Source organism: Neobacillus mesonae (assembly GCF_001636315.1).
Classification (GTDB): Bacteria; Bacillota; Bacilli; order Bacillales; family Cytobacillaceae; genus Neobacillus; species Neobacillus mesonae.
This window is the reverse complement of record NZ_KV440949.1, coordinates 938099-954326: the sequence shown is the minus strand read 5'-3', so window position 1 is coordinate 954326 and position 16228 is coordinate 938099. Positions and strand designations below refer to the sequence as shown.

At 41.6% G+C, this 16228-nt stretch carries 12 protein-coding genes and 1 other annotated feature; of the genes, 10 read left to right on the top strand and 2 right to left on the bottom strand.

What is annotated here, in order from left to right; translation table 11 throughout:
* The first annotated feature begins 179 nt into the window (after positions 1-179).
* Complete coding sequence (locus tag A6749_RS04845) at positions 180-851, top strand: DUF421 domain-containing protein (RefSeq protein ID WP_066385877.1); 672 nt, start codon at positions 180-182, stop codon at positions 849-851.
* Positions 852-880: 29 nt separating this feature from the next.
* Here A6749_RS04845 and spoVB read toward each other — a convergent pair whose 3' ends face one another.
* Positions 881-2434 carry a stage V sporulation protein B gene (spoVB, locus tag A6749_RS04840; protein WP_066385876.1) on the bottom strand — a complete coding sequence of 518 codons (1554 nt, stop codon included), beginning with the start codon at positions 2432-2434 and terminating at the stop codon, positions 881-883.
* A gap of 122 nt (positions 2435-2556) precedes the next feature.
* Between spoVB and A6749_RS04835 the strand changes: the two genes are divergently transcribed.
* The 6 genes from A6749_RS04835 (at position 2557) to dtd (ending at position 11163) form a co-directional block, all read left to right on the top strand.
* Positions 2557-2853 carry a post-transcriptional regulator gene (locus A6749_RS04835; RefSeq protein WP_066385874.1) on the top strand — a complete coding sequence of 99 codons (297 nt, stop codon included), beginning with the start codon at positions 2557-2559 and terminating at the stop codon, positions 2851-2853.
* Between the two features lie 149 nt (positions 2854-3002).
* Positions 3003-5270 carry a protein translocase subunit SecDF gene (gene secDF, locus A6749_RS04830; protein WP_066385872.1) on the top strand — a complete coding sequence of 756 codons (2268 nt, stop codon included), beginning with the start codon at positions 3003-3005 and terminating at the stop codon, positions 5268-5270.
* A gap of 113 nt (positions 5271-5383) precedes the next feature.
* Entirely contained in the window at positions 5384-7747 is a 2364-nt protein-coding gene (recJ, locus tag A6749_RS04825; protein WP_066385869.1) for a single-stranded-DNA-specific exonuclease RecJ, read from the top strand.
* The gene (locus A6749_RS04820; RefSeq protein WP_066385867.1) at positions 7738-8250 is read left to right on the top strand and encodes an adenine phosphoribosyltransferase; all 513 of its coding nucleotides are present in this window, start codon (positions 7738-7740) and stop codon (positions 8248-8250) included. Before recJ ends, A6749_RS04820 begins: the two co-directional genes overlap by 10 nt.
* 261 nt (positions 8251-8511) lie before the next feature.
* Positions 8512-10707 (top strand): RelA/SpoT family protein, encoded by a 2196-nt coding sequence (locus A6749_RS04815; RefSeq protein ID WP_066385866.1) that lies wholly within the window; start codon positions 8512-8514, stop codon positions 10705-10707.
* 12 nt (positions 10708-10719) lie between these two features.
* Entirely contained in the window at positions 10720-11163 is a 444-nt protein-coding gene (dtd, locus tag A6749_RS04810) for a D-aminoacyl-tRNA deacylase (RefSeq protein WP_066385864.1), read from the top strand.
* 57 nt (positions 11164-11220) lie between these two features.
* On the opposite strand, the gene A6749_RS04805 is transcribed toward dtd, so the two are convergent.
* On the bottom strand, positions 11221-12363 hold the full coding sequence (locus tag A6749_RS04805; protein ID WP_066385862.1) for an N-acetylmuramoyl-L-alanine amidase: 1143 nt from the start codon (positions 12361-12363) through the stop codon (positions 11221-11223).
* A 164-nt stretch (positions 12364-12527) separates the two neighbouring features.
* Between A6749_RS04805 and A6749_RS28570 the strand changes: the two genes are divergently transcribed.
* The 3 genes from A6749_RS28570 (at position 12528) to aspS (ending at position 16169) form a co-directional block, all read left to right on the top strand.
* On the top strand, positions 12528-12704 hold the full coding sequence (locus tag A6749_RS28570) for a hypothetical protein (RefSeq protein ID WP_164745684.1): 177 nt from the start codon (positions 12528-12530) through the stop codon (positions 12702-12704).
* Between the two features lie 58 nt (positions 12705-12762).
* Positions 12763-13001: a binding site (T-box leader), on the top strand.
* Between the two features lie 110 nt (positions 13002-13111).
* Entirely contained in the window at positions 13112-14383 is a 1272-nt protein-coding gene (hisS, locus tag A6749_RS04795; protein WP_066385857.1) for a histidine--tRNA ligase, read from the top strand.
* 16 nt (positions 14384-14399) lie between these two features.
* Entirely contained in the window at positions 14400-16169 is a 1770-nt protein-coding gene (gene aspS, locus A6749_RS04790; protein ID WP_066385855.1) for an aspartate--tRNA ligase, read from the top strand.
* The last annotated feature ends 59 nt before the right edge of the window (positions 16170-16228 follow it).

The window sequence follows — 16228 nt, the reverse complement described above, 5'->3', positions numbered from 1 at the left end:
ATCTGTTAGCAATGGAACAGATTCTTTCCTAGTACAAGCATATTCAAGCTCGTTTGAAAGTAGAATTAAAATTTTCATGGCAAGATAGCAGATGTTGAGTTGGGATTTTATTCCGGAAATGAAATGTTAAGGATTGATAAACAATAAGAGTTGTAACGTTTTGAAAGGGGAGTCCAAACGTGATAGTTTATTTAAATATCATTTTTAGAACTTTGATTTTATACATCGTTCTGCTTTTAATATTTAGATTTATGGGGAAGCGGGAAATCGGTGAACTTAGCATCTTGGATTTAGTTGTCTTTATTATGATAGGTGAAATGGCCGTGATTGCAATTGAAAATACCAAAGATCCTTTATTTCATACAATCGTACCTATGATTTTGTTAATGGCGATTCAAATCACACTTGCCCTTATGTCATTAAAAAGTAAAAAATTTCGTGACCTTGTAGATGGGAAGCCTACGATTATTATTAATCGGGGAAAGGTTGATGAGGAAGCCATGAGAAAGCATCGTTATAATTTTGATGATTTAATGATGCAGTTGCGCGAGAAAGATGTGAGAAGTATTCAAGATGTGGAATTTGCTATCCTAGAGACATCCGGGAAATTATCCGTTATTGAAAAAATGGAGGATCCCACGAAGCCAAAGAACCCGAAAAAAAATGGCGATATTACGATTCCTCTGATTATGGATGGAAACATTAGGGAAGAGGGGCTTAGTAAAATTAATAAAACGAATCTCTGGCTTCGGCAGGAAATGAAAAAGAAGGGATACCGTGATATAAAAAAAATATCATTTTGCAGCTATGAAAACGGGAAGTTTTTTATTGATTTAAAGGATTATGAATAAAAGACACGCCTATCCCTAGTGCGTGTCTTTTAACTGGCTGTGAAAAATTTCCCAATCCACGGAATTCTAATGAGATCATCCTTTTTAATTAAACCTAGGATTACAAGCAAAAAGGCATATGCAAGCGTCATGGCAATTAATGAAATTAATACTCTAATAATCAAAAGTTCGTTGCTCATGAAATTTTCAAAAAGCCAATAACCAACCCATCCTGCCGCCCCCATGACGAGAAACCCCTTTGCATAATCGCGAACATATATAGAAAATGATACTTGTTTCATGACTGTTGCCAAATGAAGAAAGGTAACTAATACAAAGCCGACAATGATCCCCAGCGCTGCCCCGGTAATGCCAAATGACGCTTGTGAAGCCAATACAAAGATAACTGCTGTTTTTACAACCGCCCCGATTAAGCTGTTAATCATTGCCGCTCTTGCAAGGTTTAGCGCCTGAAGCACGGCTTGCAATGGGCCTTGGAAATAATAAATGATAAAAAACGGTGCCATCAAACGGACTAAATAAGAGCCTTTTGTTGAGCCATACATCAGCTCCATCAGTGGGTCCGCGAGTACATAAAGCACAATAACGGCTAATCCCCCGGATAAAAAAACGAACCGTAATGCCTGCTCTAAGCGGTATTCAATTAGTTTATAGTTTTTCCGCGAGTTGGCTTCACTGATTGCCGGTACTAAGGATGTTGCCAGCGAAAAAGTAACAAAAGACGGCAGCATTAACAGCGGCATGGCATAACCGGTCAACGACCCGTATTGTTTAGTTGCTTCCCCTGCTATGACTCCTGCAATCGCCAAGCTATGAGCCACAACAATCGGTTCAAAAAACCACGAAATTGACCCAATCATCCTGCTTCCCGTCGTGGGCAGGGCAATCTCCATTAAATCTTTAAACGTATCCTTTCCCGCTTGGATAAATTTGAAAAAGTTTTTCCTCAGCCTAAAGCGTTTCTTAAATTTAAATGTCGTTACCAAATAAATAAGGGAAACCAATTCACCCAAGACGGAAGCCGCCATCGCGGCAGCGGCCGCATATTCAATACCATATGGAAGAAATGCTTTTGTCATCACCGCAATAAGGGTGATTCTGACTACCTGCTCTAAAATTTGCGAGGTAGCGGAAGGCTGCATATTCTGTCTCCCTTGAAAGTAGCCCCGTAAAACGGAAGATACGGCTATAATCGGAATCGCCGGTGTAATCGCGATTAATGGGTAAAATGTTCTTGAATCTGTAAACATGGTAGAAGAAAGCAGCGGTGCTAGCATTATTAACGCAGGTGTAATAACGATCGATAACGTTATTGTAATCGCAAGAGATACGACTAAGATCTTTTTTATTTCTGCATAATTGCCCTTTGCTTCGGCTTCGGCAACATTTTTGGAGATGGCCACCGGCAGACCCAGCTGAACGAGCGTCACAACAAGGATAAATGTTGGATATGCCATCATATATAAACCGACACCCTCTTCACCAATGCTGCGTGCTAAAACAATTCGATAAATAAAACCAAGGACTCTTGTAACAAGACCTGCAGCCAAGAGGATAAAAGTTCCTTTTATAAATTTCGACATTCAACTTCCCACCTTCTCAAAAAAGAGGAATTCATATACAATTAACTATATGCACCATGGTGGACAAAGCATGACAAGTTAGGCGTTAAACTTGAAGGTTCAAAACAGGGGAGGCAGTTTATATGGAGCAGGGCCATGCATATGAGGGATTTCGGACAGAAGTAAAGCCGGCATTAGTCAGTAAATTGGACGAGTTTCACTTGCTTGGGTACGATTCAGTAACAGTTATTGAACTATGGGATTTTCTAACAAAGAAAAAGTGGAGAAAAACGAAGGAAGAAATTCATCTTTATGAAATCATTGAGGATATTCTCGCTGTAAAGGTGAGTGATTTCATTAGCTTTGCTACCATTGAGTCTTATAAAACTGCCGAGTTTTCATTAAACGATGAAGACGAATTGAAAGAATTATTGAAATAAATTCTCTAACTACAGACCGCTTTTCATTTTTTGTAAATTGACAGTTATTCCTGATTATTTCATAATGAAAAAAGCGGCTTTATTTTACTTAAATAATGCTTGTACGTTTCTGTTTCAGGCGCGCGCATTAAGGGAGGAAAAAATACATAATGGTAAAACGAAGTAGAATCGTTGCTTTCTTTTTACTTGTACTGCTCTTTGGCAGCACAATTGGAGTAACGGCAAAAGACATTGTACACAATATTAAGCTTGGATTGGATCTCCAAGGCGGCTTCGAGGTTTTATACACGGTTGAGCCGGCGAAAAAGGGTCAAAAAATTGACAAAGACGTAATGGCCAGCACCGCTGAGGCGCTTGATAAGCGGATTAATGTTCTTGGTGTAAGTGAGCCAAGTATTCAAATTGAGGGTAAAAATCGGATTCGTGTTCAGCTTGCCGGGGTAAAGGACCAGAATAAAGCCCGTGAAATTTTATCCACTCAGGCCAATCTATCCTTCAGGGATATCGATGATAAGCTGATGATGGACGGCTCCGACCTTAAACAAGGCGGCGCAAAACAGACTTTTGATGAAGAAGGAAAGCCAAGTGTATCTTTAACATTAAAAGATGCTAACAAGTTTGCAAATGTAACGAAAGAAATTTCCAGCAAGCCGTACGGTACAAATCTACTCGTGATCTGGCTTGATTTTGAAGAAGGAAAAGACTCCTTTAAACAAGAAGCTGGTAAGAAAAATCCAAAATATTTATCAGCACCAACAGTTAAAGAGGTATTTAACCAAAATACAGTTTCGATCGTTGGTAATTTTACAGCGCAAGAGGCTAAATCATTGGCTGATTTATTAAATGCAGGATCATTGCCTGTGAAACTTATAGAAGAGTCCTCTACTTCCGTAGGCGCTACATTTGGTGAAAAGGCATTAAATGATACTATTTTTGCAGGAATCATCGGGGTTGCGATTATCTATTTGTTTATGCTTTTCTATTACCGTTTCCCTGGTTTCATTGCTTGCGTAACTTTAAGCATCTATATTTATTTAGTCCTATTAATCTTTGATTGGATGAATGGAGTGCTGACGCTGCCGGGTATTGCCGCGATTATTCTCGGGGTAGGGATGGCGGTAGACGCAAATATCATCACCTATGAAAGGATCAAAGAAGAGCTTAAGGTTGGGAAATCGATTAAATCTGCCTTCCAAGCAGGGGAGAAAAATGCGTTTACCTCAATTCTTGACTCGAACCTGACAACGATCCTAACAGCTGCCGTTCTTTTCTTCTATGGTAATAGCTCTGTTAAAGGGTTTGCAACGATGTTAATCATCAGTATTCTAATGAGCTTTTTAACTGCTGTTTATGGTTCACGTCTATTCCTTGGCCTATGGGTGCACAGCGGCATCTTTAAGAAGAAACCAAGCTGGTTTGGTGTTAAGCAGTCTGACATTCATGACTTAAAGGAAAACTTTGATACATTAGACCTGCCAACTCGTTTCGATAAACTAGATTTTGTAAAGAATCGGAAGAAGTTTTTTACCATTTCAAGTGTCCTGCTTATTGCTGGTTTAATCGTTCTGATTGTCATGCGTTTAAACTTGTCGATTGATTTTTCAAACGGGACTCGTGTAGAAGTTTTGTCTAATAAGCCATTAACAACTGAAATCGTTAACGATGCGTTTAAGGAACAAGGTTTAACAACGGATGATGTTGTCATATCTGGTGAAAAGCAGGAAAGGGCCGCAGCAAGGCTGGTTACCGTTCTTTCTAAGGATCAGATTGCCAAGTTGAAAAATGATTTTAAAACAGAATTTGGTTCCGAGCCAAGTATAAGCACCGTTTCTCCAACCGTTGGGAAGGAATTGGCGAAAAACGCCATTATTGCTTTGATCATTGCTGCCATCGGAATTATCATTTATGTTAGTATTCGCTTTGAATTATATATGGCTATAGCGGCGGTTATCTCCTTGCTGCATGATGCCTTCTTTATGGTGGCGTTCTTCAGCATCACAAGACTCGAGGTAGATTTAACGTTTATCGCTGCTGTGTTAACGATTGTTGGTTATTCGATTAACGATACCATCGTAACCTTTGACCGAATGCGCGAAAATATGCAAAAGAAAAAACGTCTTAAAACTCCGGCTGATATTGCTGACGTATTAAATGTAAGTACCCGGCAAACCTTAACACGATCGATTAACACTGTATTTACTGTATTAGTTACTGTCATTGCGCTCGTTATCTTTGGCAGCGAGTCAATCCGTAACTTCTCGATTGCGTTATTTGTCGGCTTAATGGTTGGGGTATATTCCTCCATCTGTATAGCTGGTCCACTATGGTATGTCTTTAAGACACGGGAGCTTAAGAAAAAAGGTGTTATCAAAACCGTGAAAGAAAAGAGAAAATACTCAGATCAGCCACAGGTGTAATAGCAAAAATGAAACCGCAGATTTGTTCTGCGGTTTCATTTTTCTTATCGCAATGATTGAAAGCGGGTTTGCGCTCCTGTATAATAAGAAAGTCTGAGAGGTGAACGTGAAAGATGTTAAAACCGAAAACTAGATGGGTTGTGCGTGATTCTGACCGTCACAAAGCTGAACAGCTTGCATCTGAATTAAACATTACTCCTCTTGCTGCATCATTGCTTGTTAACCGTGGATTTGATTCTGCATCCTCCGCACGGTTTTTTTTATTTGGAAAGGATGAGTTTCACGATCCCTATTTGTTTAAAGGAATGGATATTGCCGTCAAGCGGATTCGAACTGCGATAGATGAGAAAGAGCCAATATTGATTTTTGGGGATTATGACGCTGATGGAGTCAGCAGTACGTCTGTATTAATGCTGACACTTAAAGATTTAGGTGCTGACGTTCAGTTTTATATTCCTAATCGTTTTACAGAAGGTTATGGTCCGAATGAAGCCGCTTTTCGACAGGCGGCCGAAACCGGTATTAAATTGATCATAACTGTTGACACCGGGATTGCGGCGGTACATGAGGCCAATGTCGCGAAGGAACTGGGAATTGATCTCATCATTACTGACCACCACGAACCGGGACCCGTCATTCCGGAAGCACTGGCCATCATTCACCCGAAACTCCCAGACAGTACGTATCCGTTTCGGGAACTGGCAGGTGTCGGTGTTGCCTTTAAATTAGCCCATGCACTTTATGGCAGACTGCCGGAGCATTTATTTGAAATAGCCGTTATTGGAACGATTGCAGACCTTGTTTCTTTAACAGGGGAAAATCGTTTAATTGCCAAAAGAGGTCTGGAAAAATTAAAAGTAACGAAAAATATTGGTCTTCGGGCTATTTTTAAACTAGCGGGTGTCGATCCGATGACGATTAACGAAGAAACCATCGGCTTTACGATTGCTCCCCGAATAAACGCTGTTGGGCGGTTAGCGGATGCCGATTTAGCAGTAGATCTTATTTTATGTGAGGACTCGGAAGAAGCTGAATATCTTGCTGAAGAGATGGAAGGTTTCAATAAATCACGGCAGTCTATCGTTCATACCATAACAGAGGAAGCAATTGCTGAGGTAGAAAGCAACTATCCAATTGACGATAATAGAGTCCTAGTTATCGGGAAGGAAGGCTGGAATGCCGGGGTAATTGGCATTGTTGCCTCGAAGCTGGTAGAAAAGTATTATCGTCCTGCGATTGTTTTAAGCTTTGACCCGGAAAAGGGTTTAGCGAAGGGGTCCGCCCGAAGTATTCCAGGATTTGATCTGTTTCAAAATTTATCAACGCTAAGAGATATCCTTCCGCATTTTGGAGGCCATCCGATGGCAGCAGGGATGACCTTAAAGCTGGATGATGTGGCAGAACTGCGTGAAAAATTAAATGCCCGTGCATTTGAATTGCTGACGGAGGAAGATTTTATTCCGGTCACGTATCTTGATGAAGAAGTGCATTTGGATGAGGTTCATTTATCATCATTGGATGAAATTGCCATGCTTGCGCCGTTTGGGGTAGATAATCCGAAGCCCAAGGTACTTATTAATAATGTTGAAATCGCTAATATCCGAAAAATTGGCAGCGAACAAAATCATTTGAAAATTACTGTTAATGATCCCGCCGGAAATTTGGATGGTGTAGGGTTTGGGCTAGGAGCAGTGGTGGATGAAATTTCTCCCGCTTCAAAAATATCATTAATCGGAGAATTATCCATCAATGAATGGAACAATATACGTAAACCACAAATTTTTGTCCAAGACATCGCTGTGAATTCGTGGCAGTTATTTGATTTTCGCGGACAGAAGCGGATTTATAGCATTCCATCAACCGTTCCGGCTGAAAATAGACAGATTATTGTTTTTAATAAACAGTATGTGGAAAAAATGAATTCACATCTTGGTGTGGAGACGATTTATATTGAGGATGCTGAGGCGGCAAAAGCGTTTGACGGCTACCATAAAAATATTGCCTTAGTAGACTTCCCGCCGTCTAAGGAGATTCTCATCCACTTATTGAAAGGGAAAGAGCCCGCACGTATTTATGCTTATTTTTACAAAGCATCGAGCGACTTTTTCAGTACTGTACCAACACGGGAGCATTTTAAATGGTACTATGGCTTCTTATTGAAAAAAGGACCTGTTGACCTTAAGCGCTATGGAGATGATATTGCGAAACTTAAAGGCTGGTCGCGGGAAACGATTATCTTTATGTCAAAGGTGTTTTCTGAATTAGATTTTGTTACAATAAACAATGGATTTATTACCTTAAATAATCAACCACAGAAACGCGATTTAACTGACTCGAAAACCTTTCTGCAAAAGCAGGCACAATCAGCTCTTGAAAAAGATTTATTGTTTTCCTCCTTTGAGGAATTAAAGACTTGGTTTTCGAACATTATCGAGGAATCAGTTGAAATTGAGGAGGAAGTTAAACAATGGATTTAAAACAATTTGTAGCAATCGTTCCGGATTATCCGAAACAAGGAATCGTATTTAAGGATATTACCCCATTAATGAATGATGGCGAAGCTTATAAATATGCAACAGATCAAATTGTTGATTATGCTAAAGATAAACAAATTGATATTATTGTCGGACCTGAAGCTCGCGGCTTTATTATTGGCTGTCCAGTGGCCTATGCACTTGGAGTAGGGTTTGCACCGGTACGAAAAGAAGGCAAGCTTCCTCGTGAAACGATAAAAGTCGGCTATGGACTTGAATATGGTAAAGATGTATTGACTATCCATAAAGATGCGATCAAGCCTGGACAGCGCGTGTTGATCACTGATGATTTATTAGCTACCGGCGGTACAATTGATGCAACAATTCAACTAGTTGAGCAGCTTGGCGGTGTTGTGGCTGGAATCGCTTTCTTAGTTGAATTATCTTATTTGGACGGCAGGAAAAAACTTGACGGATATGATATCCTATCATTAATGATGTATTAACGATTGTAAGAGGGCACTCAAATGGAGAGTGCTCTCTTTATATAGTGTTTTATATTTCACCTAAGTAACAGAAAAATCGACATAAATTTCATTTTTTACGAAAAAAAGTTTGAATCTCTTTACATCTACGCGATTTTTTTCGATAATAGTAACAATCATTCTAATTTAGTAACTGTTTTTTCAGACGATTCATTGAATATCAAATACTCTAATAAGCCGTTGATAGCTTATGATAATGAGATAAAAATAAAGGTGATTTTTATGGCGAATGATCAAGTGTTAACAGCCGACCAAGTCATCGACAAGACTAGAAAATACTTAAATGAAGAGCATGTGGCACAGGTCAAGAAAGCCTATGAGTTTGCCAAACATGCTCATCGTGAACAATATCGAAAATCGGGCGAACCGTATATCATCCATCCCATTCAGGTTGCCGGGATTCTGGCAGACTTGGAAATGGATCCATCAACGGTCGCAGCCGGTTTTCTTCACGATGTAGTGGAAGATACCAGCGTAACCTTACAGGATATCGAAGAATCTTTCAACGCTGAAGTGGCTATGCTTGTCGATGGGGTAACCAAATTAGGGAAAATTAAATATAAATCGCACGAGGAACAGCAGGCCGAAAATCATCGGAAAATGTTTGTCGCCATGGCACAGGACATCAGGGTGATTCTGATTAAGCTTGCTGACCGTCTGCATAATATGAGGACGCTCAAACATCTTCCGGCTGAAAAGCAGCGTCGGATTTCAAATGAAACACTTGAAATTTTCGCACCTTTAGCCCATCGTCTTGGAATCTCCAAGATTAAGTGGGAGTTGGAGGATACGGCACTACGCTACTTGAATCCGCAGCAATATTATCGGATTGTCAATTTGATGAAAAAGAAGCGGGCAGAGCGGGAGCAATACCTTGATGATGTCATTGATGAAGTAAAAGACAGGATGAACGAAGTTTCTATTAGGTCGGAAATTTCCGGACGCCCTAAGCATATTTACAGCATTTATCGGAAAATGGCATTGCAAAATAAGCAGTTTAACGAAATATATGATTTGCTTGCCGTCAGAATTGTGGTAAAAAGCATCAAGGATTGTTATGCCGTCTTGGGAATTATCCATACGTGCTGGAAGCCAATGCCTGGCCGTTTCAAGGATTATATTGCCATGCCTAAGACAAATATGTATCAATCGCTGCATACAACCGTTATTGGTCCTAAAGGGGACCCGCTGGAAGTGCAGATCCGCACATTTGAAATGCACCGGATTGCGGAATTCGGGGTTGCCGCGCATTGGGCATATAAAGAAGGCAAAACGGTTAATGACAGCTCGACCTTTGAGCAAAAATTAACTTGGTTCAGGGAAATTTTAGAGTTCCAAAACGATACGTCCAATGCGGAAGAGTTTATGGAATCGTTAAAAATCGATCTTTTCTCTGATATGGTGTTTGTTTTCACTCCAAAAGGCGATGTTATTGAACTCCCATCTGGTTCGGTTCCGATTGATTTTGCTTACCGGATTCACTCTGAAATTGGGAATAAAACCATTGGTGCTAAAGTCAATGGCAAAATGGTCACGCTTGATTACAGGCTTAAAACCGGTGATATCGTCGAGATTCTTACCTCAAAGCATTCCTATGGCCCAAGCCAAGACTGGCTGAAGCTGGCGCAAACTTCTCAGGCTAAGAACAAGATTCGTGCCTTCTTTAAGAAGCAGCGCCGCGAGGAAAATGTGGTCAAAGGGAAAGAGCTCGTTGAACGAGAAATTCGCAATATGGAGTTTGATATTAAAGAAATCTTAACTTCGGAAAATCTTAAAAAGGTTGCTGAGAAGTTTAATTTTACCAATGAGGAAGATATGTATGCGGCCGTCGGCTATAATGGTGTCACAGCCCTGCAGGTGGCGAACCGCTTAACGGAAAAATGGCGTAAGAAACGGGATCAAGAGCAGGCTGAAAGCATCACCAATGCGGTTGCAGATTTAAAAGCATTCCCGTCAACGAAAAAGCGGGAATCCGGTGTCCGTGTACAAGGCATCGATAATTTACTCATACGCTTATCGAAATGCTGCAACCCGGTTCCTGGGGATGAGATTGTCGGCTATATTACAAAGGGCCGCGGAGTTTCCGTCCATCGCGCCGATTGCACTAATATTGATACCAATGATGCACAGTCCCGTTTGATTCAAGTAGAGTGGGAATCTTCATTGAATGACCGCAAGGAATACAATGTGGATATTGAAATCAGCGGATTCGACCGCAGGGGACTTCTTAACGAAGTCCTGCAGGCTGTGAACGAGACAAAAACGAATATTTCTGCAGTAACCGGCAAGACGGACCGCAATAAAATGGCGACGATCAGTATGTCGATTGCCATTCATAATGTGAACCATTTACACAAGGTTGTCGACCGGATTAAACAAATCCCGGACATTTATTCTGTCCGCCGGATGATGAATTAAGGAGTAATTGTAATGCGAGTTGTTCTTCAGCGCAGTAAAGAGGCAAAAGTTACAGTTGATGGGGAAATAACCGGACAAATCTCAAAAGGACTCGTTCTGCTAGTTGGGGTTACCCATGATGATACAGTGGAGGACGCCGCCTATTTAGCAGATAAAGTTGTAAATTTACGAATCTTTGAAGATGAAAATGGAAAAATGAATCTTTCCCTGCTTAATGCAGGCGGAGACATTCTTTCTGTCTCCCAATTCACCCTTTACGGTGATTGTGCAAATGGGAGAAGACCGAGCTTCATTAACGCGGCAAGACCTGAGCATGCCGTCCAAATCTATGATACATTTAACCAAATGCTACGCGACAAAGGCGTCAAAGTCGAAACCGGAATCTTCGGCGCTATGATGGACGTCCAGCTAATCAACGACGGTCCCGTTACGTTGATTGTCGAAAGCAAAAAGTAAAATAAGGGTGTCAGACACCATGTGAAAATTTCACATGGTGCCTGACACCCTTCGTTGTTAGTTATGCTCTTTAAAGTATTGTACGAGTCCGTTGTATAGACCGGTTGCGGCGTTTGCTTGGTACGTGTTGGAATTTAGAATGGCTTCTTCTTCGGGGTTGCTTAGATAGCCGAGCTCGATTAATACGGCGTTCTGGCTGTTTTCTCTAATGACATGGTAGTCTCCGAAGCGGACGCCGCGGTTGAATAATTTGGTTTTTTCCACTGTTGCATTGAACAGGGCAACAGCAAGTGCCTTTTGATAGGCATGATAGTAATAGCCGGTCGTACCCCGGAGTGTTGGGTCCAGATTGCTGTCATAATGCAGGCTGATAAAGGCATCTGCTTGATTGACCTGACCCATCATCACTCTTGATGAGAGTGACAGATAGGTATCTGAATTCCTGGTCAGAAAGACGTTTGCTCCAGCGGCTTTTAGTTTATCATAGAGCAGATAGGCCGTCTTCAACGTCAGCTTTTTCTCGAGCGTACCATTTGCCCCGGTTGTACCGTTGTCTCCTCCTCCATGGCCCGGATCAATAACGATGGTTTTATTTTGAAGATAGTTTTCAGATCCTGCCTTAGTAGCAGTTTGTCCATCACGATTAATAAACTCCGAGATTACCCAGCCTCTTAGACCGGCATAGCCAATTTCCAGCCAATTATTTTGGCTATGATAAATTGACACCATAGTCCCTATTCCTAATTTTCCCACTACGGTGCTTGTGGCCGATGGCTCCAAGCGGATATTTAACGTATCGGCATTCACGTATCCAATGACGGCAGCAGCAGGTTTTACTTGAGTATTTTGCGGTCCTTGAGACGAACTCTGTGAATTTTGTGTGTTTTTTGGAGTAGCTGCGGTAGGCTGTGCTTGCTCATTGTCTTTCACTACCAGCCATTTAACAAGCCAGCCGGTTTTGGAAACAGCGAAGCGGATTTCTATCCAATCTCCTTGCTCTTGTACGATTTCATATTTTTCACCTCGTTTGGCGATGGCTGTTAAAGGATAACTTAAATCGGGACCGCTGCGAATATTAACAACATCGGTACCAATCGTTACAGTTTCCCCGCTGCCTGCTGCATAAGCTTTTCCATGTGGCAGGAAGGCTTGACAAATTAGAATGACGATTACTAGAAATAGGCAAGATTTTTTCTTCATGGTCTCCTCCCTAATTAAAATGTCCATATTCATTTTAACGCAAAATATTCTGAAAATCATTCCTCTTATGCCAATTTTGGGTAAAAATTAGTGGTTGATGAAATTTTTCGATGACTAATGGAGATAATAAACAGCAATGGAAGACATGTTGAGGAGTGAGGAAAATGCGTGCGAGCGAAAAAGGAATGAATGTACAATCCATGGAAGGACGGCTTTTCGGCGTTGATTTTCATGATTTTTTACAAAAGGAGCAGCATTCGACCCCGGTTGAATTGGCATCGGAATTTGGCCTATCGATGAGGGATGTCAGAAATTTAAAAAAACACCTTGAGAGGTCTTAATCTTTACTTGACATTACTACAGTTGCTCCGTATTATTATTAAATAAACTTAAAACTTGAAATAACCAATGATGGAGCACAGTAGTTAAGGCCATTTCCATGAAAAGAGAAGAAATGCCCCAGGCTGAAAGCATTTCTGCATGAATCTTAATGAAGGAACACTCCGTAGGTTTCTCTCTGAAAAAGCCAGTCTCTAGTAGGAGAAGAACGTAACAGGCGTTAACTGTTTGAGAGGAAAAGCATGGATCAATGCTTTTCAACTAGGGTGGCACCGCGGATCCAAACTTCCGTCCCTTGTATTATTACAAGGGGTGGGAGTTTTTTTATTTGCCTTGAAAACCATCATGGCGTTTCATTTTTTCAAAGGAACCCATTACATAACCATTTTTTTAAAAGGAGGACTTACAAATGTCTATCAGTATACCTAGAGGAACACAAGACATTCTGCCAGGTGATGTCGAGTTATGGCAGCAGATTGAACAGAAAGCAAGAGAGCTTTGTGAGAAATACCAATATCAAGAAATCCGTACCCCGATTTTCGAACATACTGAACTTTTTTCCAGGGGCGTTGGTGACACGACCGATATTGTTCAAAAAGAAATGTACACTTTTGAAGACCGCGGCAGCCGAAGCCTTACACTAAGACCTGAAGGAACTGCTCCGGTCGTACGCTCATTTGTGGAGAAAAAAATGTTTGGCTATGCCAAGCAGCCGGTGAAGCTTTATTACATGGGACCGATGTTCCGCTATGAACGCCCGCAGGCAGGACGTTTCCGCCAGTTTGTCCAGTTTGGCGTAGAGGCGCTCGGAAGCAACGATCCGGCAATTGATGCAGAAGTTATTTCCTTGGTGATGAATTTATACAAAGAAATGGGTCTTAAAAAGCTGAAGCTGATCATTAACAGCCTCGGTGATAAGGAGTCTCGTCAGGCACACCGGGATGCCTTGATCCAACACTTCCAGCCAAGAATCGGTGAATTTTGTTCCGACTGCCAAAAACGGCTTGAGAAAAATCCGCTTCGTATTCTTGACTGCAAGGTTGACCGCGACCACGAATTAATGGAGAGTGCACCTTCGATTCTCGATTATTTAAATGAGGAGTCAAAGGTTTATTTTGAAAAAGTTCAAAAATACTTAACGATGCTGGATATTCCTTTTGAAGTGGATTCTAATCTTGTCCGCGGCTTGGATTATTATAATCACACAACGTTTGAAGTAATGAGTGATGCCGAAGGGTTTGGCGCCATAACCACACTTTGCGGCGGCGGGCGCTACAATGGTCTTGCTGAGGAACTTGGCGGACCGGAGACACCTGGGATCGGCTTTGCTTTAAGTATTGAACGATTTATCGCAGCTCTAAAAGCAGAGGGCGTTGATACAAATATAAATGAGGGAATCGATTGCTACTTGGCGGCCCTTGGCGAAGAGGCAAAGGATTATACCGTGGGGCTCTTGCAAAAGCTGCGTCTTGCAGGTTTTTCCGCAGAAAGAGATTATCTCGACCGTAAATTTAAGGGGCAATTTAAGGCAGCTGACCGCCTAAATGCTCGATATGTCGCGATACTTGGCGATGATGAGCTAAAGAACAATATTATTAATGTGAAAAACATGGAAACAGGAGAACAAGTAGAGGTAGCACTTGATTCTTTCATTGAATATTTTCAGGAGCTGCAACAATAAGGGGGATATAACAGTGATGTTTGGCAGGACGTATTTTTGTGGTGAAGTGCCAGAAACAGCAGTTGGCGAAAAGGTTACATTAAAAGGGTGGGTCCAAAAACGACGCGACCTTGGCGGGTTGATCTTTATTGATTTACGCGACCGAACAGGGATTGTACAAATTGTCTTTAATCCTGACGTTTCCAAAGAAGCATTGGAAATTGCCGAGTCCATCCGCAATGAATATGTGCTCGATGTGGTGGGGACGGTCGTAGCCCGCGACCCGCAGACAATTAACGAAAATCTTAAAACTGGGAAAATTGAGCTTCAGGTTGAAACGGTAACAGTTATAAATGAGGCGAAAACTCCGCCATTTATGATTTCCGATAAAACAGATGCTTCTGAAGATATCCGTTTGAAATACCGCTACTTGGACTTCCGTCGTCCGGTTATTTTTGAAACATTAAAAATGCGTCATCAGGTGACTAAAACCATCAGAAATTTCCTTGATTCGGAGGGGTTTTTAGATATCGAAACACCAATTTTAACAAAAAGCACACCTGAAGGGGCCCGTGACTATTTAGTACCAAGCCGTGTGCATCCAGGTGAATTCTATGCCCTGCCGCAATCGCCGCAGCTTTTCAAACAGCTGTTGATGGTCGGCGGAGTTGAACGTTATTATCAAATAGCCCGCTGCTTCCGTGATGAGGATCTTCGTGCAGACCGCCAGCCGGAATTTACGCAAGTCGATATCGAAACCAGCTTTTTAAGCCAAGACGATATTATAGCATTAATGGAAAACATGATGTCTAAGCTCATGAAGGAAGTAAAAGGAATCGAAGTTACTGTTCCGTTCCCGCGGATGTGCTATGACGAAGCGATGAGCCGCTACGGTTCAGATAAGCCGGATACCCGCTTCGGACTTGAGCTAGTAGATGTTTCCGAAATCGTCAAAGAATCGGGCTTTAAGGTGTTTGCTTCGGCAGTTGCCGGGGGCGGTCAAGTAAAAGCCATTAATGTCAAAGGAGCAGCTGATAAGTATTCCCGGAAAGACATTGATGCCTTAACCGAATTTGTGGCCGTATATGGCGCTAAAGGCCTTGCATGGTTAAAGGTCGATGTCGAAGGACTTAAAGGACCAATTGCCAAGTTCTTCTCAGAAGAAGATTCGGCAGCAATCAAAGCAACATTAGAAGCAGCTGAAGGTGACTTATTGTTATTTGTTGCTGATAAGAAGAGCGTTGTCGCTGATGCTTTAGGAGCTCTGAGACTGAAGCTTGGTAAAGAGCTTGATCTAATTGATCAAAGCAAGTTTAATTTCTTATGGGTTACAGATTGGCCGCTGTTAGAGTATGATGAGGAAGAGGGACGTTATTATGCAGCCCACCATCCATTTACGATGCCTTTCCGAGAAGATTTGGAGTTTCTTGACAGCGATCCTTCTAAAGTACGTGCCCAGGCCTATGACATTGTATTAAATGGCTATGAGCTTGGCGGCGGTTCCTTAAGGATTTTCGAACGTGACATTCAGGAAAAAATGTTTAAGGTTCTTGGTTTCACACCAGAGGAAGCACAAGAGCAATTTGGGTTCCTGTTAAATGCCTTCGAATATGGAACACCTCCACACGGCGGAATTGCCATCGGTCTCGACCGCTTAGTGATGCTTCTTGCCGGAAGCTCAAACCTAAGAGATACGATTGCTTTTCCAAAAACAGCAAGCGCGAGCTGTCTGTTAACTGATGCACCAGGCGAAGTTTCAGAGGCGCAACTAAAGGAATTAAATTTGGCACTAAATGTTAATAAATAACAAGAATTCGCTTTCAAGAAATCTTGAATGATGCTTCAAAATATGCTAATATAAACTCA